General features: G+C 39.2%; 16 protein-coding genes. All 16 read left to right on the forward strand.

The features are described from left to right. Positions 1-90 precede the first annotated feature (90 nt). The 16 genes from NIT04_RS02380 to NIT04_RS02455 all read left to right on the forward strand — a co-directional run bounded on the left by NIT04_RS02380 (position 91) and on the right by NIT04_RS02455 (position 19,550). Positions 91-1,914, forward strand: coding sequence for a helix-turn-helix domain-containing protein (locus tag NIT04_RS02380; RefSeq protein ID WP_252502009.1), 1,824 nt, complete (start codon positions 91-93; stop codon positions 1,912-1,914). Positions 1,915-2,304: 390 nt separating this feature from the next. Next, the gene (locus tag NIT04_RS02385) at positions 2,305-3,096 is read left to right on the forward strand and encodes a hypothetical protein (protein WP_252502010.1); all 792 of its coding nucleotides are present in this window, start codon (positions 2,305-2,307) and stop codon (positions 3,094-3,096) included. A 1,221-nt stretch (positions 3,097-4,317) separates the two neighbouring features. After that, a complete protein-coding gene (locus NIT04_RS02390; RefSeq protein WP_252502011.1) occupies positions 4,318-5,349 on the forward strand; it encodes a LacI family DNA-binding transcriptional regulator in 1,032 nt (343 codons plus the stop codon). A gap of 53 nt (positions 5,350-5,402) precedes the next feature. Next, a complete protein-coding gene (locus tag NIT04_RS02395) occupies positions 5,403-6,179 on the forward strand; it encodes an SDR family NAD(P)-dependent oxidoreductase (RefSeq protein WP_252502012.1) in 777 nt (258 codons plus the stop codon). Positions 6,180-6,225: 46 nt separating this feature from the next. Beyond that, positions 6,226-7,443: an iron-containing alcohol dehydrogenase gene (locus NIT04_RS02400; RefSeq protein WP_252502013.1), complete on the forward strand. Its 1,218-nt coding sequence runs from the start codon at positions 6,226-6,228 to the stop codon at positions 7,441-7,443. Beyond that, entirely contained in the window at positions 7,440-8,864 is a 1,425-nt protein-coding gene (locus NIT04_RS02405) for an aldehyde dehydrogenase family protein (RefSeq protein ID WP_252502014.1), read from the forward strand. Before NIT04_RS02400 ends, NIT04_RS02405 begins: the two co-directional genes overlap by 4 nt. Before the next feature lie 31 nt (positions 8,865-8,895). Beyond that, positions 8,896-9,516, forward strand: a complete 621-nt coding sequence (locus NIT04_RS02410; RefSeq protein WP_252502015.1) for a cupin domain-containing protein — start codon at positions 8,896-8,898, stop codon at positions 9,514-9,516. Beyond that, positions 9,517-10,269, forward strand: coding sequence for an alpha/beta fold hydrolase (locus tag NIT04_RS02415; RefSeq protein ID WP_252502016.1), 753 nt, complete (start codon positions 9,517-9,519; stop codon positions 10,267-10,269). A 117-nt stretch (positions 10,270-10,386) separates the two neighbouring features. Then, positions 10,387-11,517 (forward strand): ABC transporter ATP-binding protein, encoded by a 1,131-nt coding sequence (locus tag NIT04_RS02420; RefSeq protein WP_252502017.1) that lies wholly within the window; start codon positions 10,387-10,389, stop codon positions 11,515-11,517. 26 nt (positions 11,518-11,543) lie between these two features. Continuing rightward, positions 11,544-12,308 carry an HpcH/HpaI aldolase/citrate lyase family protein gene (locus NIT04_RS02425; protein ID WP_252502018.1) on the forward strand — a complete coding sequence of 255 codons (765 nt, stop codon included), beginning with the start codon at positions 11,544-11,546 and terminating at the stop codon, positions 12,306-12,308. 20 nt (positions 12,309-12,328) lie between these two features. Further along, positions 12,329-13,684, forward strand: coding sequence for an amidase (locus NIT04_RS02430; protein WP_252502019.1), 1,356 nt, complete (start codon positions 12,329-12,331; stop codon positions 13,682-13,684). Positions 13,685-13,784: 100 nt separating this feature from the next. Beyond that, positions 13,785-15,119 (forward strand): ABC transporter substrate-binding protein, encoded by a 1,335-nt coding sequence (locus NIT04_RS02435; protein WP_252502020.1) that lies wholly within the window; start codon positions 13,785-13,787, stop codon positions 15,117-15,119. A gap of 127 nt (positions 15,120-15,246) precedes the next feature. Next, positions 15,247-16,125, forward strand: coding sequence for a carbohydrate ABC transporter permease (locus tag NIT04_RS02440; RefSeq protein ID WP_252502021.1), 879 nt, complete (start codon positions 15,247-15,249; stop codon positions 16,123-16,125). Next, a complete protein-coding gene (locus NIT04_RS02445; RefSeq protein ID WP_252502022.1) occupies positions 16,122-16,991 on the forward strand; it encodes a carbohydrate ABC transporter permease in 870 nt (289 codons plus the stop codon). The genes NIT04_RS02440 and NIT04_RS02445 overlap by 4 nt, the downstream gene beginning before the upstream one ends. 55 nt (positions 16,992-17,046) lie before the next feature. Further along, positions 17,047-18,294 carry an ester cyclase gene (locus NIT04_RS02450; protein ID WP_252502023.1) on the forward strand — a complete coding sequence of 416 codons (1,248 nt, stop codon included), beginning with the start codon at positions 17,047-17,049 and terminating at the stop codon, positions 18,292-18,294. A gap of 59 nt (positions 18,295-18,353) precedes the next feature. Further along, positions 18,354-19,550 (forward strand): ester cyclase, encoded by a 1,197-nt coding sequence (locus NIT04_RS02455; RefSeq protein WP_252502024.1) that lies wholly within the window; start codon positions 18,354-18,356, stop codon positions 19,548-19,550. Positions 19,551-19,622 lie beyond the last annotated feature (72 nt).

Raw genomic sequence — 19,622 nt, forward strand, 5'->3', positions numbered from 1 at the left:
CGATAGATAAAAAACAATGTGTGGATGCACACAGTTTACCTAGGGGATATGTGAGGTTGCACAGTTTATAAATGCTAGGGGGACAGTTGGATGAATGGTTGCAATGAAGCGCCTTTCTTCTCGGAGGGCAAGCTGAAAGACTCTGAACTGACTATTTTAGTGGAGAGTATCCGTTCCATCACCTCGAGTCTCGACTTGGGTGAGGTTTTGGAAACGATTATGACCAATGTGTTGAAGATAATTCCATCAGCGCAGGGGGGATACTTACTCCTCTATGATGTTGCGGAGGAGCGTCTAATCCCGAAAGCGCCGATAGGGTACGACCACCGAATTTACGGGTTCCGGGTAAAAGTGGGAGAATCGATTACGGGGACGGTATTTAGAGACGGAATCGGGAAGGTTCTCAAGTCCAAAGAGGAAGTCGAGGCGGAAATGCGGCTAAATCATATTACGGAGGAGAACTATCAATCCATCACCACGGCTTCAGGAAGTCCAGGCTTCCCCAGCTCCCTCATTGCTGTGCCGATTTCAATAGCAGAAAAAAGGATTGGCGTCATGACCGTCCTTCAATGGAACGGAAGAAAGCCATTTGATGAACATGACCTCCTCTTGATGCAAGGGTTTGCCGAACAGGCAGCCATTGCGATCCAGAACGCCCAATATTATACCGAAGTGAATGACAGGGTGAAGGAAATCACTGATTTGAGCAATCAACTTGAGGAGAGAAATTCCTTGCTACAACAGAGATATGAAGTCCATGAAGCACTTACGAATCTTTCGCTTGAGAATAAGGGGTTCGAAGCAATCATCCACGAATTCAATCAGATGCTTTCCAAGCCTGTCCATTTTTACAATGTCATTGATCATCAGCTGTATTCCCCAAATGCAAGCCGATTATCTGATCCGCAAGCAGAGGAATTCCGTAAACTCTTCAATGCAGACAAGGAACCGCGATATGTTGAAAATTGCAGTGTGCAAGCCGGGACATGCTATCTGCTTCCCGTCTTCAACGGAAGTGTTTTCCTTGGATGTTTTATTGTCCCGACCAGAGGAACAATCTCCGAATCGGATCGGATGACACTCGAGCAAGGAAGCTCGATTATCGCAATCGAGTTAATCAAAAAGCAGACAATGACAGAGTACTTTTATAAACAAACCTATGAGCAGTTTCGTGAATTGCTTGCATACAGGACTGAAGAACAGTTCAAGCGGTTCGGAAGCCGGCTGGGAGTGGATGTCTATTCTTACTGGTGTATGGCAATCATCGAAATCCCACAATACAATGATTTGCAACGACTTGAAATAGAGATCCATCAATTGGTCTTGAAAATCCAAAATAGCTTGAATCCGTTCGGAAAAATGATTTTCGGCATGCAAAATAGAGTGTACATCCTTTCCTCGCTGGAAAATCCCGATGCAGTTGACGGACTAGTGGATGACCTGATGAGAATTCAAACCAAATGGATGAAGAGTGAAAGTTCTCCTTTTATAGGCGGAATAAGTGCCGTTTATAAGGGGCTCAAGAATATTAGGGAGTTTTACAACGAAGCTAAAGATACGGTCACTTACTTGGCGGAGCGCAATCGTTTCGAATGGATGAAATATGAACAAATCGGCTTGAATCGCTTATTTTTACATCAAGAACCACATATTATCAAGCAATTCATCGATGAAGTATTTTCTCCTTTGACTTCTAAAAATGACGCAAACACGGAGATGGAACAAACGATTCTCGTTTACTTGAAAACTAACCGGTCAGCTAAAGAAACGGCCAAACAGCTCCACATCCATCCCAACACCCTCTACCAGCGCTTGAAAAAAATTGAGAAACTGCTGCAAATGGACTTTGACGATAGTGATGATCTCTTGAAAATTCACTTAGCCTGTTATTTGAAAATGGCTGTTGTGAAGTAGGGATATAGGCGATATGGTTGAAAATGAGTGCGGAGAAGAAGAACCATTGGAAAAAAACATGGAAATAAAAAAATATTCGAAATTTTTTCTTGAATAAAAACCAAAAGCTCCTTATGTAGAGAGAACGACGACTAAATAACAATTTTGGATACCAGGTTCTAATTGAATCAAGAATTGTCTCGGAATCTGGCACCCTTTTAAAACAAGGCAGTTAAATTAAGTTAATTCAATCCAATTCAATATAAGACGGAACCTTTATAGGCCGACGTTTTTGGTGGCGACCTATATTTTTATGCTTTTTATTAAGTAATGGTACCTTAAAAAATCTAAATAGAATGAGTTAAAGAACAGGCTAATATATTGTAATATCAATTGTTGGAGGTGGTTCAAATGAAAGTTGATATTGAAAAGTTAAGGAATATTGGGTTTCCAGATAAATTATTAAATGGTATTAGGCAGGTCTATGAAGTTCAGTATAAAACAGTAGAATATGAGAATGATGTTTTTGTGTACAGTGATAACTATGAAATTGTGAAAGATCAAATGGATAGAGAAGAACGTCTTAATAACTCTATGGTAGATGAAGCACTTGAAGAAACAATTATTTCAGCAATTTATCTTGATTACGATGACGGTAGAAAAACATATGGATTAATAACACGAAATAAAAACTCTTTAGGTTTGGAAGGACCCAAAGGTGTATTAGATACCCGCGTTTCTTATCTATATATTGATGACAGTAATGGTAAATTAAATAGATGGACAGCAACCTTTGAAGATCTGTTTTTATCTTTATCTGATACATGTAACTATCCTATTTATTACTGCATATTAGAAGAGCTATCTTTAGATGAAAAAGATATCGTCGAGGTCTTACCTTTATTTAAAAAACATGGAAATTATATTGACATTTCTGTCGGTGACCATGTTGGAGAATTTGAGTTAAGTCCAGCCATTATCGTGAAGATTCTTAAGGAAATTATGATTTCAGAACAAATGCGTTTTCCTAAAGGTTTAGGAAAAAGGCTGGTGTTAAAGTCATTTTATTACTTTAACAAATTACCTCGGGATATTTGGAGAAAAGCAAATAAACTTATATGCCCTGACGGCTCGAAAGGTAAGCCAAACGCATTTGAATTATGGTCAAAGGAACTTGGATTAGGTATCCCGGAGTGGAAGTAGTAATTATAGGTTTTTGCGCCTCCATTCCGGTCTACTGCTAACAGGTTAAGTATATTATTAAGTTTAACCTGTGAAAAGGGGAAGTAGCTCCCAAATACATTAATTGTAGTATAAATTTGGGTGCCAGGCACCGAAACAATTCAGAATACTCCTGAGTCGTCAGCTCCACAGAGAGGAATCTCCGTGGGGCTATTCAGTAGCCTACAAAACTAAATTAAAGCCTTTTTCCCGCCTAAATCAAATTTCACACGCTGCTTGAGGCTCAAGACTCAGTTATCTCGAATTTGGGAAAATTCACACCGATCCGCCTCTGATATATGGTATGTGAAAAGCAAAGGGGTGGGTGGGAATCGCAAATGTGGATGAGTGTTGGTCTGGAGGGGATGAAAGGGCATAAGGTCATTATTGAAGCAAGTGTCCGGGACCAAGTGCGGGGAAAAGAGCCACTGTCTGCGGGACGAAAGGCCACCAATATAAAAAATAGCCTCTTGTACAATTAGTTTGCATGCAAACACGCATGACACTAATGTACAGGAGGCTTTTTTTATGATTAATTGTCGGAGGATTCTGGAACTGTATTTTGAGGGAGTCAGTCAAAGAACGATTAGTTCTAGCACTGACACTCAAGCAACACCGTTTCCGATGTCGTTCGTAGCGCGGGGTAATAGACAAGGTTTACATTCGCTTCGTCATACTCTTGCGAGTACTCTGCTTGTTTAGGGAGGCGTCTTTTCCATTCTCCGGAATTGTATGAAGACATTATACTCGTCAACTTCTGGACAGGCAATGCCGTCAACTTCTGGTCATATAGAAGTGTCATAAACAGTAAAGTTTAAAGATCAATGATATCGATTTGAAATAAGGAACTTTAGGGAACAAAATTCGGAAAGAAATGAAAAATTTCGATGTAGGAAGTACTAACAATGCGTTGTCGTCTGTATATGGAAGAGAATTATCGTTTAGATAATGTTGATACATACCTGAGAAATTATTCAATAACCAATATGCCATTTCATTTGCTGAGATACTAGCCTAATTTTATCTATCCTTACTGAAACGCCAATCTAAATGTTTGAATAGAGGTGGATTTCAAACCACAGTGACTCTTTTTAAAATTATATTAATTTGGACTTGTAACATAATTAGGGGTGTGTTAAATTAGTTGACAACATCCTCTTTGAATCCGCATTCAAAAATTGAAAGAAGAGAGGATCATTTAAAATGAGGAATAGAGTAAATGCTTATGATGTTGCAAAATTAGCCGGAGTATCACAATCTACAGTTTCAAGAGTGCTAAATAATTATTCCCATGTAAAAAAGTCTACAAGGGAGAAAGTTCTTGTAGCGATAAAAGAACTTGGATTTACGCCGGATGAAATCGCTAGAAGTTTAGCAAGCAAAAAGACACACACAATAGGTCTGATTGTAGGAGATATTTCGAATCCATTTTATGCGGAAACCGCCCACTATATCCTGAGAGAGGCAAGAGAATATGATTATGACGTAATAATTGTAGATACGGATACAGATGATAGTAACTTTGATCGATCGATTCAAACGTTAATTGGCAAACGTGTGGATGGCATTATTATTGCCTCTGTTAGAAAAACAAATCAAAAAGTTAGTGAGCTGATTCAAAGGGATTTCCCCTTAATTTTTTATAACAGAAAAATAGATGATGATGGTCAGGCAAACTTTGTTGTCATAGATAATGAATTGGGAGCAAAAATGGCCGTTAATCATTTAATTCAGCTGAACCACCAAAGAATTGCCTATATATCGGGTCCGTGTACATATTCAACTTTTAATGATCGCTTTCTAGGTTACAAATCCGCACTTGAAGAAAATGGAATTAATTATGATGAAAGTTTAGTTTATCAAGATGAGCTTTCCTATGAAAAAGTGCTTGAGTTTTCTCTGAAACTAATGCGTGATCAAGACCGACCTACTAGTTTTTTTGCTTCTACAGATCATATAGCACTTGCAGTAATGGATGCTGCGGCACAGAATGGTTTCCATATTCCGTATAATATTTCGATTATTGGATTTGATGATATTGATATAGCGAGCAGTCCCTATATTGGTCTTAGTACAATCTCTCAACAAAAAAAGAAGATGGCGTCGTTAGTATTAAAGGAACTCATATCGATTATCGATAATAAAAGTGACGAATTAATACAGATTACATTGGAACCAGAACTCTTGATTCGCAAAACAACTGGGATTAACGTCCAAATTAGAAGTAATGGCTAGTATTAAAATAGTTCATATTGTTGGATGCAAACCAGTAAGAAAGGGGTTTGACTATGAGTAAGATCAATATCCAATCCTATTTTGATTTAACAGACCAAACGGCGATTGTAACAGGAGCTAGTAAGGGGATTGGAAGAGAAATCGCATTGTTGTTGGCGGAATCGGGTGCGGATGTTGCTTTAATTGCAAGAAAGCAAGAGGAGTTAGAAGATGTTGCTGCTGAAATTGAAAAATTAGGAAGGAAAGCATTACCTATATCATTTGATTTAACGAAGACGAATGAAATTGAAGGAGTAATTGATCATATTTATAAGCACTTTGGAAGAATTGATATATTGATTAATAATGCAGGAATAAATATTCCCGAACCAGCAGAAGAAGTTTCCATTGAAAACTGGGACACAATCATGAATATCAATTTGAAGAGTGTATTCTTCATGTCTAAAGCCACCGGTAAATATATGAAAGAGCATAATAGAGGAAAAATAGTCAATATTTCTTCTCAAATGGCATTTGTCGGGTATTACAAACGAAGTGCATACTCAACTAGTAAAGGTGGAATTACGCAGTTGACGAAAGCGCTTGCAATTGAGTGGGCCTCTAACAATATAAATGTGAATGCAATCGCCCCAACTTTCATTGAAACACCGATGACCGCGCCCATGTTTGAAGATCGAGAGTTTAAAAACGAAGTATTAAGTAGAATTCCTCTAGGTAGGCTGGCTAAAACAGAAGATCTTTTTGGAGCAGTTATATACTTAGCTTCAAATGCATCTAATATGGTTACAGGGCAAACGTTAGTGGTTGATGGAGGGTGGACTGTTTGGTAAAAATAATTTTGAATGCGCATTCATTCGGAATACGGAGGAAAAAAGAATGGAAAAAAAACAAGCGACTATGAAGACGGGCAATATTAGTGTAACCGACTTTCGAAGTCCAGATATTCTTCGTTTTGGACAAGGAGCGTTCACTTCTATTAAAGAAGAAGTGGAAAGATTAAAGGTCAAAAAAGTTTGTATTGTGAGTGATAAAGGGCTTGAAAAGGTTGGGCTAGTTGAAAAAGTAATTGACCTTCTAAATCCTACAGGCGTTGCCATCACTACGTTTACAGAACTAGAAGGCGAACCGACCTTCCAACTAGTTGAAAAAGCTTCTAGAAAAGTACTAGAAGAGCAATGTGATTTGGTTATAGGCATTGGAGGAGGAAGTGCATTGGATGTTGCAAAAACTTCCGCTGCATTAGGAGACAAACAAAATCTTCACCCTTATCTCTTTGAAGGTCAAGCGATTGAGAGCCGAAAAATACATTGTATTTTACTTCCGACAACCTCTGGGACGGGTTCTGAAGTAACGATGAATGCTATTTTTGGAGATGAAGCTGCTGGAATCAAAAGAGGTATTGTTAGTCCTGTATTATTACCAGATATAGCAATTATTGATCCTGAACTAACTATTTCTTGTCCTCCCAAAGTGACGGCTGCCTCTGGTGTAGATGCTTTTACACATGCAATTGAATCCTATATATCGGTAAATGCAACTTCACTTACAAAGATTTATGCAGAAAAAGCTATGAAATTGTTTCCGCAATATATTACGAAAGCAGTTCATAATGGGAAAGATATCGAGGCCCGAAGTGGTATGAGTTGGGTTAGTGTTCTTGCAGGTGTAACACTTGCGAATGCAGGGGTTGGTGCAGTTCATGCACTGGCTTATCCATTAGGCGGAACGTATCATATCGAACACGGTGTTGCTAATGCACTGCTAATGCCCTTTGTATTTAATGTGATTGGCAAGACATGTGTGGATGAAATGGTAGATGTAGCATCGTTTCTAGAATTAGGTGACTTTAGTAATAAACGATATTTGGCATTAGATGCTGTAGTAGATTATCTTTTTAATTTACTAGGTGAACTTAATTTACCTACATCACTTAAGGAGTTAGGAGTTACTGAAGAGTCCCTACCCATACTTGCAGAACAAGCATCAAAAGTAGATCGTCTTCTGGCAAATACGCCTTATCAATTATCAGAAGATAAAATCTTAACAATCTATCAAAATGCATATTACGGGAGGGTAGGTGAATTATTAAAATGACTAGCGAAAAGCAATTATTTATCAACGGAATTTGGCGGAGTGGAGCATCTCTTTATGATCTGAAATCTCCGTATAGTGGCGAAGTAGTAGCAAGGATTCCTATTGCACATAAAAACGATGTTTATGAAGCGATAGACAGTGCCGAACAAGCGAGAGCGCAGATGAAGCAGTTGACAGCGCTAGAACGATCAGCCATTTTAGAAAAAGTTTCACAGGAGTTTGAAAATCGATTTGAGGAATGTGCGCAGATTTTGGTGAAGGAGAATGCGAAGCCTATCAAGTCTGCAAGGGCTGAAATTCAACGAACAATCGAAACGTATAAATTTGCTGCTGAAGAAGCAAAGCGTCTAGTAGGTGAAATGATTCCGATGGATGCTGCAAAAGGTGGAATGGGTCGCATAGGCTTTACAAAAAAAGAGCCATTAGGTGTGATAGCTGCAATTACACCATTCAACTTCCCATTTAATTTAGTTGCACATAAGTTAGGTCCTGCTTTTGCGGCAGGGAATACAGTTGTACTTAAACCAGCTTCACAAACACCATTGAGTGCAATAATGACTGCCGAAATCTTTGAAAAGGCGGGGCTTCCACCTGGAGCATTGAATGTCGTTATTGGAAAGGGTGGTGAAGTTGGGGACCTGCTAGTTACACATCCTAGTGTAAAGCTAATCACTTTTACGGGAAGTGTAGAAGTAGGGTTAGCTATTAAAGAAAAAGCTGGGCTGAAAAAAGTAATTCTAGAGTTAGGCTCCAATTCGGGAGTTATTATTGACAGCGTAGACGATATCGAAGCAGTCGCCGCCCGTTGTGTTGAAGGAGCATTTTCATTCTCGGGTCAGGTTTGTATTTCAATTCAGCGGATCTTTGTTAATGAAATGATACTCGAAGATTTCTTACAAGCATTTACCAAAAAGGCAAGTGAATTAAAAATTGGTGACCCTCAACAGGAAGATACAGATCTTTCGTCACTTATTAATGAAAAAGAAGCGTTAAGGGTGGAAGAGTGGATACAAGTGGCCAAGGAGTCGGGTGCAGGCATAGCTCAAGGTGGAAATCGAAATGGTGCAGTGATTGAACCCACAATTATTATAAATCCGGCCTCTACCTTAGCCATCTCTTGCCAAGAGGTATTCGCGCCAATCGTTTCAGTAACATCTTATAAAGAATGGGACGAAGCAATAGATTTGGTGAATGATTCCCAATATGGTCTTCAGGCGGGTGTCTATACAACATCTGTCAAAAAATCGTTCGATGCTGTAGACAGATTAGAAGTTGGTGGTGTGATCGTCAACGATATCCCGAGCTTCAGGGTCGACCAAATGCCTTATGGCGGGGTCAAAAATAGTGGGACAGGTCGAGAAGGAATCAAGTATTCAATCGAAGAAATGTCAGAATTAAAGTTAGCCGTATTTACACAATAAAAAAATTAGAAATTAGAGAGGGAGATATAAAATGACAAACAAGCCAAAAATAAGAAAAAATATAACAAATGAAGAAATGGAGAAAAACTGGATTGTTCGACACGATGAATTAAGACCGAAAGGAATTCCTTTAATGTTCATAGACAGTATCATTCCAGGTCATCAGCGTATTAACTATACATTAATTGGAGATACAGCAAGTGAAAATAGTGATTTTACGCCTGAAATTACCGAGCCACATGGCTTCCAGTTGGGAATGGTGAAAGCTGCAGCAGGAAGTGGACCAGCATACCATACGCATGATTATATCGAGTCGTTTTTGCCGCTTTCAGGGAAATGGCGGTTTTATTGGGGAAATACTGAGGAAGAAATTGAAGGAGAGACAATTATCGGTCCATGGGATTTGATCTCATTACCTCCAGGCTTGTGGAGAGGGTTTGAAAATATAAGTGAAGATGAATCCTGGATCTTTGCAGTTTTGGAGCAACATGAAGTTTTCGAAGGGAAAGATCCATATTGGCCGAAAAAAATAGTTGCAGAAGCTGAAAAGTATGGATTTAAGGCAGACGAATTTGGCAAGATGATTAAGCCTGATAACTTTAAAGAATTAGAAAAGGAAATCGCTGATAGGTTAAAAATGGGAGAAAAATAAATGGCGAAACGAATACCGCTTGTCTTATTACCAGGGACGCTATGTGATGAAAGGTTATGGAAGTATCAAATGGAGTCATTAGCAGATATTGCAGACTTGGCCGTGGCGAATATTTCCAATCATGATACACTCACAGCCTTGGCGGAGGAAGTTCTCTCAGAAGCACCTCAGGAATTTGCTCTCGCAGGATTATCCCTTGGGGGCATGGTGGCATTAGAAATTATGCGAATTGCTCCAGAAAGGGTTCTAAAATTGGCCCTTCTGGATACAAATCCGTATCCTCCTAGACCAGAGCAAAAGGATACTTGGAACAATTTTTTCAAGATGATTGATAACAATCAGTTTATGGACATCACAAAGAAGCATCTTTTACCGGTTTTAATTCATCCAGATAAGCAAGATGATGAAGCGACTGTCTTGACTATTTTGCAGATGGCTGAAGCAATTGGGGAAGAGGCGTACGTGAATCAATTAAAGGCTGTGATGAGTAGGGAAGACCAGCGCCGTATTTTATCTTCTGTCACGTGCCCTGTAATGATTATGGTTGGGAAAGATGATGTTGTCTGCCCAGTGCCGATGTCGGAGTATATGGCCTCCCAAATTCCGCACGCAACGTTGGAAATCATTGAAGACGCGGGTCACCTAATAACGCTAGAGCAACCTGAAAATGTTAGTCAACGTTTGAAGAAGTGGCTTCTTAATACAGGCGCAGTACGTAACGGAAATGGATTGGTGGAAAAAGAGCCTTGGTAATTTCGCTAGTCCGAATAAGTCATGGTTATTACCCATTCATTTTCATTACTCTATATGACTTTATAAATAAATGGATTTTTAAATAGAAAATGAGAATGATTGCAGGAGGAATCAAAGATGGCAGAACTAGAGTTAAATAATATTTATAAGGTATACGATGGTGGTATTACTGCAGTTGAAAACTTTAACTTGCACGTACATGATAAAGAATTTATCGTTTTTGTTGGTCCTTCCGGTTGCGGGAAATCGACAACGCTTCGGATGATAGCTGGACTCGAAGAAATTTCGAAGGGCGACTTCCTTATTGATGGGCGTCGTGTCAATGATGTAGAGCCTAAAAATCGTGATATTGCAATGGTATTTCAAAACTACGCACTATATCCGCATATGACTGTGTATGACAATATGGCTTTCGGTTTAAAGTTGCGTAAAATGCCTAAGTCCGAGATCGAAAAGCGGGTACAAAATGCTGCTCAGATTCTTGGCTTGGAAGAGTATTTAAACAGAAAACCCAAGGCTCTGTCAGGCGGTCAACGTCAACGTGTCGCACTAGGTCGAGCAATCGTGCGGGATGCTAAAGTGTTCTTGATGGATGAGCCTCTCTCGAACTTGGATGCGAAGCTACGTATTCAGATGAGGGCGGAAATCATCAAGCTTCACCAACGTCTGCAAACGACGACAATTTATGTTACGCATGATCAAACGGAAGCGCTTACTATGGCAACCCGTATTGTTGTTATGAAGGACGGGAAAATCATGCAAATCGGGACGCCGAAAGAAGTATATGAGAACCCTAATAATATTTTCGTAGCTGGTTTTATCGGATCACCTCCGATGAACTTCTTTAAGGTAACACTTGGCGAAGACAATATAAAGATTGGATCGCATCAATTACAAGTTCCGGAAGAAAAAATGAAGTTTCTACGTAAACAAGGATATATAGGGAAAGAGCTTACTTTGGGTATACGTCCTGAAGACATCTATGATGAAACGACTCCTGTAGATATCTATTCAAATCCTGCTATAGGCATCAAAGTTGTTGTATCAGAGCTACTTGGTTCAGAAACGATGGTATCTGCAGACATTGAAAATCAAAATTTCGTTGCACGTTTGGATTCAAGCCTTAATATTCGAGCAGGAGAAACACTGAAAATTATATTAAATATGAACAAGGCACATTTTTTTGACTCAGAGACAGAGGTCGCTATTCGTCCGTCCATAATGGATTTAAGTTATGTATCTATATAAATTAAATTGCAAATGGGGCAATTATCATGTGTAAAACAGTAAAGGAAAAAATTCAGAATGGTGAACAGATTACAGGTGTTTTTATAGGAATCTATTCACCGGCTATTGTTGAAATGTGCGGACATGCAGGTTTTGATTTTATAGTCATTGATGATGAACATGGGGCTTTCAGTTATAGTGAGCTTGAAAATATGATACGTACTGCTGAGCTAATAAACTTGGCGCCAATTGTACGTGTATCTTATGATAACGCAAGTATTCAAAAAGCTTTGGATCGAGGAGCTAAAGGTATTCAAGTTCCGATGATAAGTACGAAAGAGGATGCGATGCAAGTTGTTCAAAAAGCAAAGTTTCCTCCTGTAGGGAATAGAGGAGTGGCTTATTCACATCGTGCTGCACGGTATGGCATGGATACAGGAAAAGCATTCATCGAGCAATCAAATAGTGAAATTTTGGTTGCTGTGCATATCGAAACAAAGGAAGCCGTTGAAAACTTTGAAGAGATTATGGGTGTAGAAGGAATCGACTTAGCCTTCCTAGGAACAACAGACTTATCCGTCAGTATGGGCTATCAGGACGGTCCTCACCATCAAGAAGTACAAGAGGCCATAGCTCTTATTTATGAAAAAGGTAAAAAGCTTAATGTGCCAATTGGAACAGTAGCGGGAAATGAACATGCTGCACGCCAAGCAATTGAAGATGGGGCGATATACGTTGTAGCAGTTGGTACATCAATCATTTCAAATGCTTTTTCATCTTTTGTTAAATCAACAGAAGCATCTAAAAAATAGGTCCAGATGAGGTGTGGAAGATGGTTGTTTCGATAAAGAATTTACTGGACGGATATCAGGAAAAAAAGTTCTCTCCTACCGAAATTACACAATGGTACTTGGAACGAATCAAAAAATTGGATGCTGAGCTACATTCCTATATTACAGTAACAGAAGAAACAGCGCTCAAACAGGCGAAAAAAGCTGAAGAAAAAATGAATGCGGGGCTTACAGGATCGTTGCTAGGTGTGCCGATTTCAATTAAGGATTCTATTGACACGAAAGGCATTTTAACAACAAATGGTTCAATTATTGATAAGGAAAGAATCCCAGATGAAAATGCTGCCGTTGTGTCTTTATTAGAAGAGGAAGGTACCATTTTACTAGGGAAAAATAATATGTACGAATATGGTGGAGCAACGATTTCTGAAAACCCGTACTTTGGTGACATCATGAATCAGTGGAATAAGAATAAGACAGCCGGCGGCTCGAGTGGCGGCTCAGCAGCCGCAGTTGCCGCAAACTTATGCTTAGCTTCTATTGGAACAGATGCATCAGGATCGATACGTGTGCCCGCCGCTTGCTGTGGAGTCATTGGTATAAAACCGACACATCATAAACTGAGCATGAACGGAATTGATGCCTTCTCATGGACATTGACGGATGCAGGAATCTTAACGAGCAATATCGAGGATTCTGCAATTGTGTTAGGAACAATGACAGGAGTATCTTATGCCCCTGTTTGCCTACCTGATTTAAAAGGTGTTCGTGTAGGTTTACCAAAGTCCTATTTCAATGAGGATATGACGGAGGAAATAGCGAAGATGTATCAGAAAGTAATTCAACAAATGGTTGAGCTTGGAGCTACTTTGGTGGAAGTGGATACATCTATTCTAACTGACACGGTAATGACCTCAAGAACGATAGGGACTTCCGAATTGGGCGTTGTTTTTCAACAACAAATTGCTTCCATCAGCGATCTCTTTAGCGAAGGGATGCAAGAAACATTTAAAAGAAGCCGTCAAATCACCGCATTTGACTATTTAAATGCATTGAAAAAAAGAGAGGAATGGCTGTATGCCTTTTCAGCTATCTTTTCAGAGGTAGATGTAATATTGACCCCTGCAATGCCTATTGCCACACCTGATGTCGGAGTAAGGAAAGGTTTATTAGAAGGCGAGTCACTGGATGATACGATGGTGCGTTATACAAATGTGTTCAATATCACAGGCCATCCGGCGCTGGCATTGCCGGTTGACCAAATGGTGCAGGGAGCGCCGTTAGGGATACAATTGATCGCTGATTATCACAGAGAAGATAATTTGTATCGAGTTGGATATGCGTATGAACAGTTTGCTTTACTCGATTTATACGCAGACAGGCAAAGCAGATTTTAAGGCATGGTGTCGCTGATAGTGTAGTAACACTGTCTTAGTATTTCGTTAAAGATTTAAAATGCTAAATAGCTTAGAAGAAAAAACGAAAAGGGGATATTCAATGAGAAATATTAAAAGATATTCACGTTTTCTGATGATTGTCACTTTAACGCTAATGCTTTTGGTTGCTGGGTGTAGTTCTGATAAGGAAAATGGCGATGTATCAGGTAAACCGGTTAAGGTATTGCTATCTGCTGGAGATGCGGGGCAATTCATGTCATGGAAAGCAAGAAGTAAAGATTTTACGGAAGAAACGGGGATAGAAATTGAGTTTTCAGAAACGCCATATGAAAACTTACTTGAAAATATTACTTCTGATGGAATTGCCAATGGTGGCACGTATGATTTAGTCGTTTTTCTTGATTCAATGGGGTCATCTGTCACACAGTTTCTTGAGCCGTTAGACGATTATATGAAGAGAGATAATTATAACGCAGATCGCTGGCCGTCTTCTTTATTGCAGCTTTCAACATTCGAAAATAAATTGTACAGTTTGCCAGTCCGTGCGCATGTCCAAATGCTATTTTATCGCGAAGATGTGTATGACAAGCTAAATCTGGCGGTGCCAACAACGTGGGAAGAGTTTGATATTGCCAACAAAAAAATTACGGAAGAAGCGGGCATGGAAGGTGTCGCACCGTATTATGGACCTGGAAATAACGGTCAGAACCTATTTATGTGGACAGCCTATTTGTGGAGTAACTATGGCGATATTTTTGACGAAAATATGAAACCTATTTTTAATAGTCCTGAAGGAATAGAAGCTACTGAACGTTATATCAACCTTCTTGTAAAGGATAAAGTGGCACCGAGTGGATCCGTTACTTTCGGTGAACAAGATTCAAGAACGTATTTCAAACAAGGTAAAGCAGCATCATGGTTAGGCTGGTGGTGGGTGTACTCTGAGTTTAACGACACAGAATCCTCGTCCCCAGAAGTTGCCGGCAATGTGAAATTTGCTCCAGTTCCGGGCTGGGAGGGGAAAACAAGTTCAGCAAATGTTAGCTCATTCCCAATGGCAATGATGAAAGGTTCTAGGAATAAAGATGCCGCTTGGGAGGTACTGAAATGGATTTCTTCTCCCGAAGAAGAGTTGGATATTGTAACGAAAACATGGAAAGAAGAAATACCTGCCAAAGAGTATTCTACTGTAGTCACACAAATTGACAATCTGAAAAATGAGGAACTAAATGCCCTATCAGATAATTTTTATGCATTTGCTGCTGAAGGATTTGAGAATGCTAAAACACTTCCCCAGATAAAAGAATGGCCTCGGGTCGCTGATATTTTAAGTTCCGCGATTTCTAATATGGCCACGGGCAAGAATGTCGAGGACACGTTAAATGACGCTGCCGAGAAAGTTGAAAAACTCCTTGACGAAGCGGGGTATTACTAAGAAATCGTATTGAACGGTTGGATAGCCCCGTCCTATGATATCTATTGAAAGAGCGGGGCCGTCTCAAAACAACATTTGATGCAAGAAGACTGGATGTTGTTGATTACTCGCGAGGGGAGTACTAAAAATGAAAAATAAATATTTTAAATATAGTTTGTTAGCCCCAGCGTTGGTACTTATAGCCGCAACCACATTTTTTCCTTTAATACGATCTTTCTGGATCAGTCTTCATAATTGGGATCTAAAAGAATCAGTGGAAATGGGAAGTTTTGTAGGCTTTAATAATTACCTTCGAGCCTTTTCAGATTCACAGTTTTGGAATAGTGTCGGGGTGACATTTATATTCGCCGCCAGTACAGTTTTGTTAACACTTACGCTAAGTATTATTGTGGCTTTATTACTTAGTAAGGATAAGAAATACCTTTCATATATTCGTGCGGTATTGATTATTCCATTTGCCATGAGCCCTGCCTTGATTGGATATTCCTGGAAGTTTATGCTGAACTCCGATTATGGATTATTTGACAAGATCATTGGATTTTTATTCCCTCCGCTAGCAGACGTCGTTTGGCTTGGAACAAGTACAACAGCGATGTTGGCACTTATATCGGTTGTCGTCTGGATATGGCTTCCTTTTATGAGCCTGATGTTTATAAGCGGATTAATCGGCATGCCTGCTGAGGTGTTTGAAGCCGCGAAAGTGGACGGGGCAAACGCATTGCAAATTATATTTAAAATTACATTGCCAATGCTAAGGCCAATTATACTTATTGCATCTATTTTAATGACAATGTTCACGTTAAAAGCATTTGATCCGATTGTTACATTAACGCAGGGTGGTCCCGGAACTTCTACGGAAGTTTTAAACTTCTTCATTTATAAAACGGGTTTCCGTTACTTTGATATGGGATATTCTGCAGCACTTGGATATATTCTTGCGTTTATCACGATTATATTCGTTGTCATCTATATGAGAAAATTAGTGAAAGGAGACGATTGGAATTGATTGCACATGTTATGGCCTATATAAAACATGGATCTCCAGTAAGTAAAAAATCGTCGCCAAAGCTAATATCGATTTTAGAGTTTTTATTAGTTTTATTAGTAGTTACCTTCTTGTTCCTTCCAATTTTATGGATTTTCATCACTGCATTTAAAACGGAAGCGGCTACTTATACGACAAGTTTATTTTTCCAGGCGACACTGGATAATTTTAAAACGGTACTTGGTTCTGGTTTTAACCTAGGCAAGTATTATATGAACAGTACCGTAGTTGTCTTTGTCACGTTACTTATTACAATACCTGTCAGTATCCTTGCATCGTATAGCTTGTCTCGCTTTCAAATGAAGGGTAAGCAAACGTTTATGTTTGCAATTTTGGCAACGCAATTTATTCCACTAATTGTAAACGTCATTCCCTTTTATTTAATGTTTAGAGAATGGGGACTTCTTGATACGACAATTGCGCTAATTATCGTGAATCTTGGTCATACAATCCCTTACGCAGTTTGGTTGACAAAAGGTTTTATTGATCGGATACCGGTTGATATTGAGGAGGCAGCGGCAATTGATGGGGCGAGCCGTTTCCAAATATTATGGCGTATTTTATTACCCCTTGCTATGCCAGGTATTATTACTGCAACTGTTTTCTGTTTTGTTATCACATGGAACGAGTTCATGTTTGCGCTTGTATTAACCCAGCAAGAAGCGGTTACATTACCGGTTGCATTATCGTTTTTCATTGGAGAAAAAGGTGTAATGTGGAACCAAATGGCTGCAGCAGGAATTATCTTTGTTTTGCCAACAGTAATTTTCATGTTGCTTGTAAGAAAACAGTTTATTCTTGGTATGACATCAGGCGGAGTAAAGTAACAACACTTATGAGATAAGTATTTCATAAAAATATAGTTGAAATGAGTGATCTATAATGGCTGAAGAGAAAAAAGTAGCACCCAAGGAAATTATAGCAGAACCGGTTCAATCAACACATGCACGAACAAAGGAAGAAAAGAAAGCAAACTTTATATTTTATGCGGACGCAGCAGATGTAAATATGATTGATACAAAAGACGACTATGATTATATGAATTTGGATCCGGCTGAACAACGTAAACAAAGCATGAAAGGTTTTAGTCCGGAATACAACAATATCGTAGATTATATTGTGAAAATCACAAGACAAATTTGGAAAGAGAAAGATATCGGCTTGATTTACGATACGTATAGTACAAGCATTTCTGTTCATAAAGGGTTGGTAAATACACATGGAATCAATGAAGTTATTTCAGGGACATTACAAACCTTGCATGCATTTCCAGATCGAAAAGGTTTAGGTTGGAGCGTCATTTGGTCAGGTGATGATGAAAATGGATTTTTCACTTCACATAGGGGGCGTTCGGTTGCCACCAATCTTGGAGATGGATTGTACGGGCCAGCGACTGGAAAGAAAGTGGTTTTTAGGACGAGCGCAGACTGTTTGATTTTGAATAATAAAATTTATGAAGAATGGCTTGTAATGGATACCTATCACCTTATTCTACAATTAGGGCTAGATCCAATTGAATTTGCCAAAAAAATTGCAAGAAGTTCGGCGAAACTGGCACCGTCTATTCCGTTTGGCTTACCGGAAACTGCAGAAACAGGTTTGCCTCCTGAGAAATTTGTTCCATCTTCTGATCGATTCGAAATCGGTGAGTTCATGCAACTTATATTTAACCGTATTTGGGCCCGCCGCTCGTTTAATTATGTGAAGGATTATTATGAAGAGAATGCGGTTGTACACTATGTTTGCAACAAAGATGTCATTGGAATTAGAGAAATTCAAGGGATGTTCATCAGCTTATTCGCTTCTGTTCCGAACGGAAAAGTTCTTCTTGAAAGAGTTACTTGTAATAAACGAGAATCAGAGAGTGATTGGGATGTTGCCGTTCGCTGGAGAATTCAAGGCATTCACGAAGGTACAGGCTACTTTGGTGCACCAAGCGGTAAAGCAATTGATATCTCTGGTATCAGTCATTATAAAATTCGGAATGAGAAAGTTGCAGAAGAATGGCTACTATTTGACGCAATGGAAGTGTACCGCCAAATCTATGCACCGGATCCGAATGTTTTAAGCCAGGAGGGTGAAGGTTTAGTAGATGGGCTGGATGATGGGAATTTTACAGGGGTTTCCTGATCCAATCATGTATAATCGGCAAATTTGAAAAAAGTGAATATCAGAAAAGGGTGACTGTTGTGATAGGGGATGGAAAGGTTTTTTCAAATGAAAGCACGAAAGCTAATTACATTTTTTATGCCGATGCTGATGATGTGAACATGATTGATACAAAAGATGATTATGATTATATAAACATCGACGAATCCGAAAAAAAGAAACAAAGTATGAAAGGCTTTAGTCCGGAGTATAACAATATTGTAGATTACATTCTAAAAATCACAAGACAAATTTGGAAAGAAAAAGATATTGGACTGATTTACGATACGTATAGTACAAGTGTTTCAGTTCATAAGGGACTTATTAATTCCCACGGAGTAAATGAGGTTATATCTGGTACTTTACAAACTTTGCAAGCCTTCCCGGATCGAAAAGGTTTAGGATGGAGCGTCATTTGGTCTGGCGATGATCAAACGGGGTTCTTCACTTCACATAGAAGTCTTGACGTTGCGACAAATCTTGGCGAAAGCTTTTACGGTCCAGCCACGGGGAAAAAAGTGGTGTTAAGGGCTAGTGCTGATTGCATGATTTTAAATAATAAAATTCATGAAGAATGGTTGGTCATGGATTCGTATCATTTAGTGAAGCAATTAGGTCTAGATCCGGTTGAGGTGGCTAAACGAATTGCAAGAGGGTCCTATAAGTTAGCGCCGTCTATTTCTTTTGGCCTTCCGGAAACCGCTGAAACAGGTCTTCCACCAGCAGTGTTTAACCCGTCTTCTGACCGATTTGAAATCGGCGAGTTTATGCAACTTGTATTTAATCGGATTTGGGCCCGTCGCTCGTTTAACTTTGTAAAAGATTATTATGAAGAAAATGCGGTTTTGCATTATGTTTGTAACAGAGACATCATTGGTATTCGAGAAATCCAAGGAATGTTTATTAGCTTATTCGCTTCTGTCCCGAATGGAAAAGTAATTTTGGAACGAGTAACTTGCAATAAGAGAGGATCAGAAAGTGATTGGGATGTGGCAGTTCGTTGGAGAATTCAAGGTTTGCATGAAGGAACGGGTTATTTTGGCGCGCCTAGCGGGAAAATGATAGATATCACCGGGATTAGCCATTACAAAATTCGCAATGAGAAAATTGCCGAAGAGTGGATGTTGTTTGATGGAATGGAGGTTTTACGCCAAATACATTTACCTACCGCTGCAGAATTAGAGACTGATGAGGATTACGAGAATGTTGGAGATGGAAACTTCATAGGTATTTCCTAATCCAATGTAATACAGCAATCGGATTTCAACTGAATAATGAAATCTATAAAAGTATATTTTGCCTAACACGGG

The sequence above is a fragment of the Sporosarcina sp. Marseille-Q4943 genome (assembly GCF_943736995.1).
GTDB lineage: Bacteria > Bacillota > Bacilli > Bacillales_A > Planococcaceae > Sporosarcina.

What these genes read in the sequence shown, in the direction of transcription:
- NIT04_RS02420 (WP_252502017.1), top strand. Translation starts at nt 10,387, where the DNA reads ATGGCAGAACTAGAGTTAAATAATATTTATAAGGTATACGATGGTGGT.
- NIT04_RS02425 (WP_252502018.1), top strand. Translation starts at nt 11,544, where the DNA reads ATGTGTAAAACAGTAAAGGAAAAAATTCAGAATGGTGAACAGATTACA.
- NIT04_RS02390 (WP_252502011.1), top strand. Translation starts at nt 4,318, where the DNA reads ATGAGGAATAGAGTAAATGCTTATGATGTTGCAAAATTAGCCGGAGTA.
- NIT04_RS02450 (WP_252502023.1), top strand. Translation starts at nt 17,047, where the DNA reads ATGGCTGAAGAGAAAAAAGTAGCACCCAAGGAAATTATAGCAGAACCG.
- NIT04_RS02440 (WP_252502021.1), top strand. Translation starts at nt 15,247, where the DNA reads ATGAAAAATAAATATTTTAAATATAGTTTGTTAGCCCCAGCGTTGGTA.
- NIT04_RS02435 (WP_252502020.1), top strand. Translation starts at nt 13,785, where the DNA reads ATGAGAAATATTAAAAGATATTCACGTTTTCTGATGATTGTCACTTTA.
- NIT04_RS02385 (WP_252502010.1), top strand. Translation starts at nt 2,305, where the DNA reads ATGAAAGTTGATATTGAAAAGTTAAGGAATATTGGGTTTCCAGATAAA.
- NIT04_RS02415 (WP_252502016.1), top strand. Translation starts at nt 9,517, where the DNA reads ATGGCGAAACGAATACCGCTTGTCTTATTACCAGGGACGCTATGTGAT.
- NIT04_RS02400 (WP_252502013.1), top strand. Translation starts at nt 6,226, where the DNA reads ATGGAAAAAAAACAAGCGACTATGAAGACGGGCAATATTAGTGTAACC.
- NIT04_RS02405 (WP_252502014.1), top strand. Translation starts at nt 7,440, where the DNA reads ATGACTAGCGAAAAGCAATTATTTATCAACGGAATTTGGCGGAGTGGA.
- NIT04_RS02380 (WP_252502009.1), top strand. Translation starts at nt 91, where the DNA reads ATGAATGGTTGCAATGAAGCGCCTTTCTTCTCGGAGGGCAAGCTGAAA.
- NIT04_RS02410 (WP_252502015.1), top strand. Translation starts at nt 8,896, where the DNA reads ATGACAAACAAGCCAAAAATAAGAAAAAATATAACAAATGAAGAAATG.
- NIT04_RS02395 (WP_252502012.1), top strand. Translation starts at nt 5,403, where the DNA reads ATGAGTAAGATCAATATCCAATCCTATTTTGATTTAACAGACCAAACG.
- NIT04_RS02430 (WP_252502019.1), top strand. Translation starts at nt 12,329, where the DNA reads ATGGTTGTTTCGATAAAGAATTTACTGGACGGATATCAGGAAAAAAAG.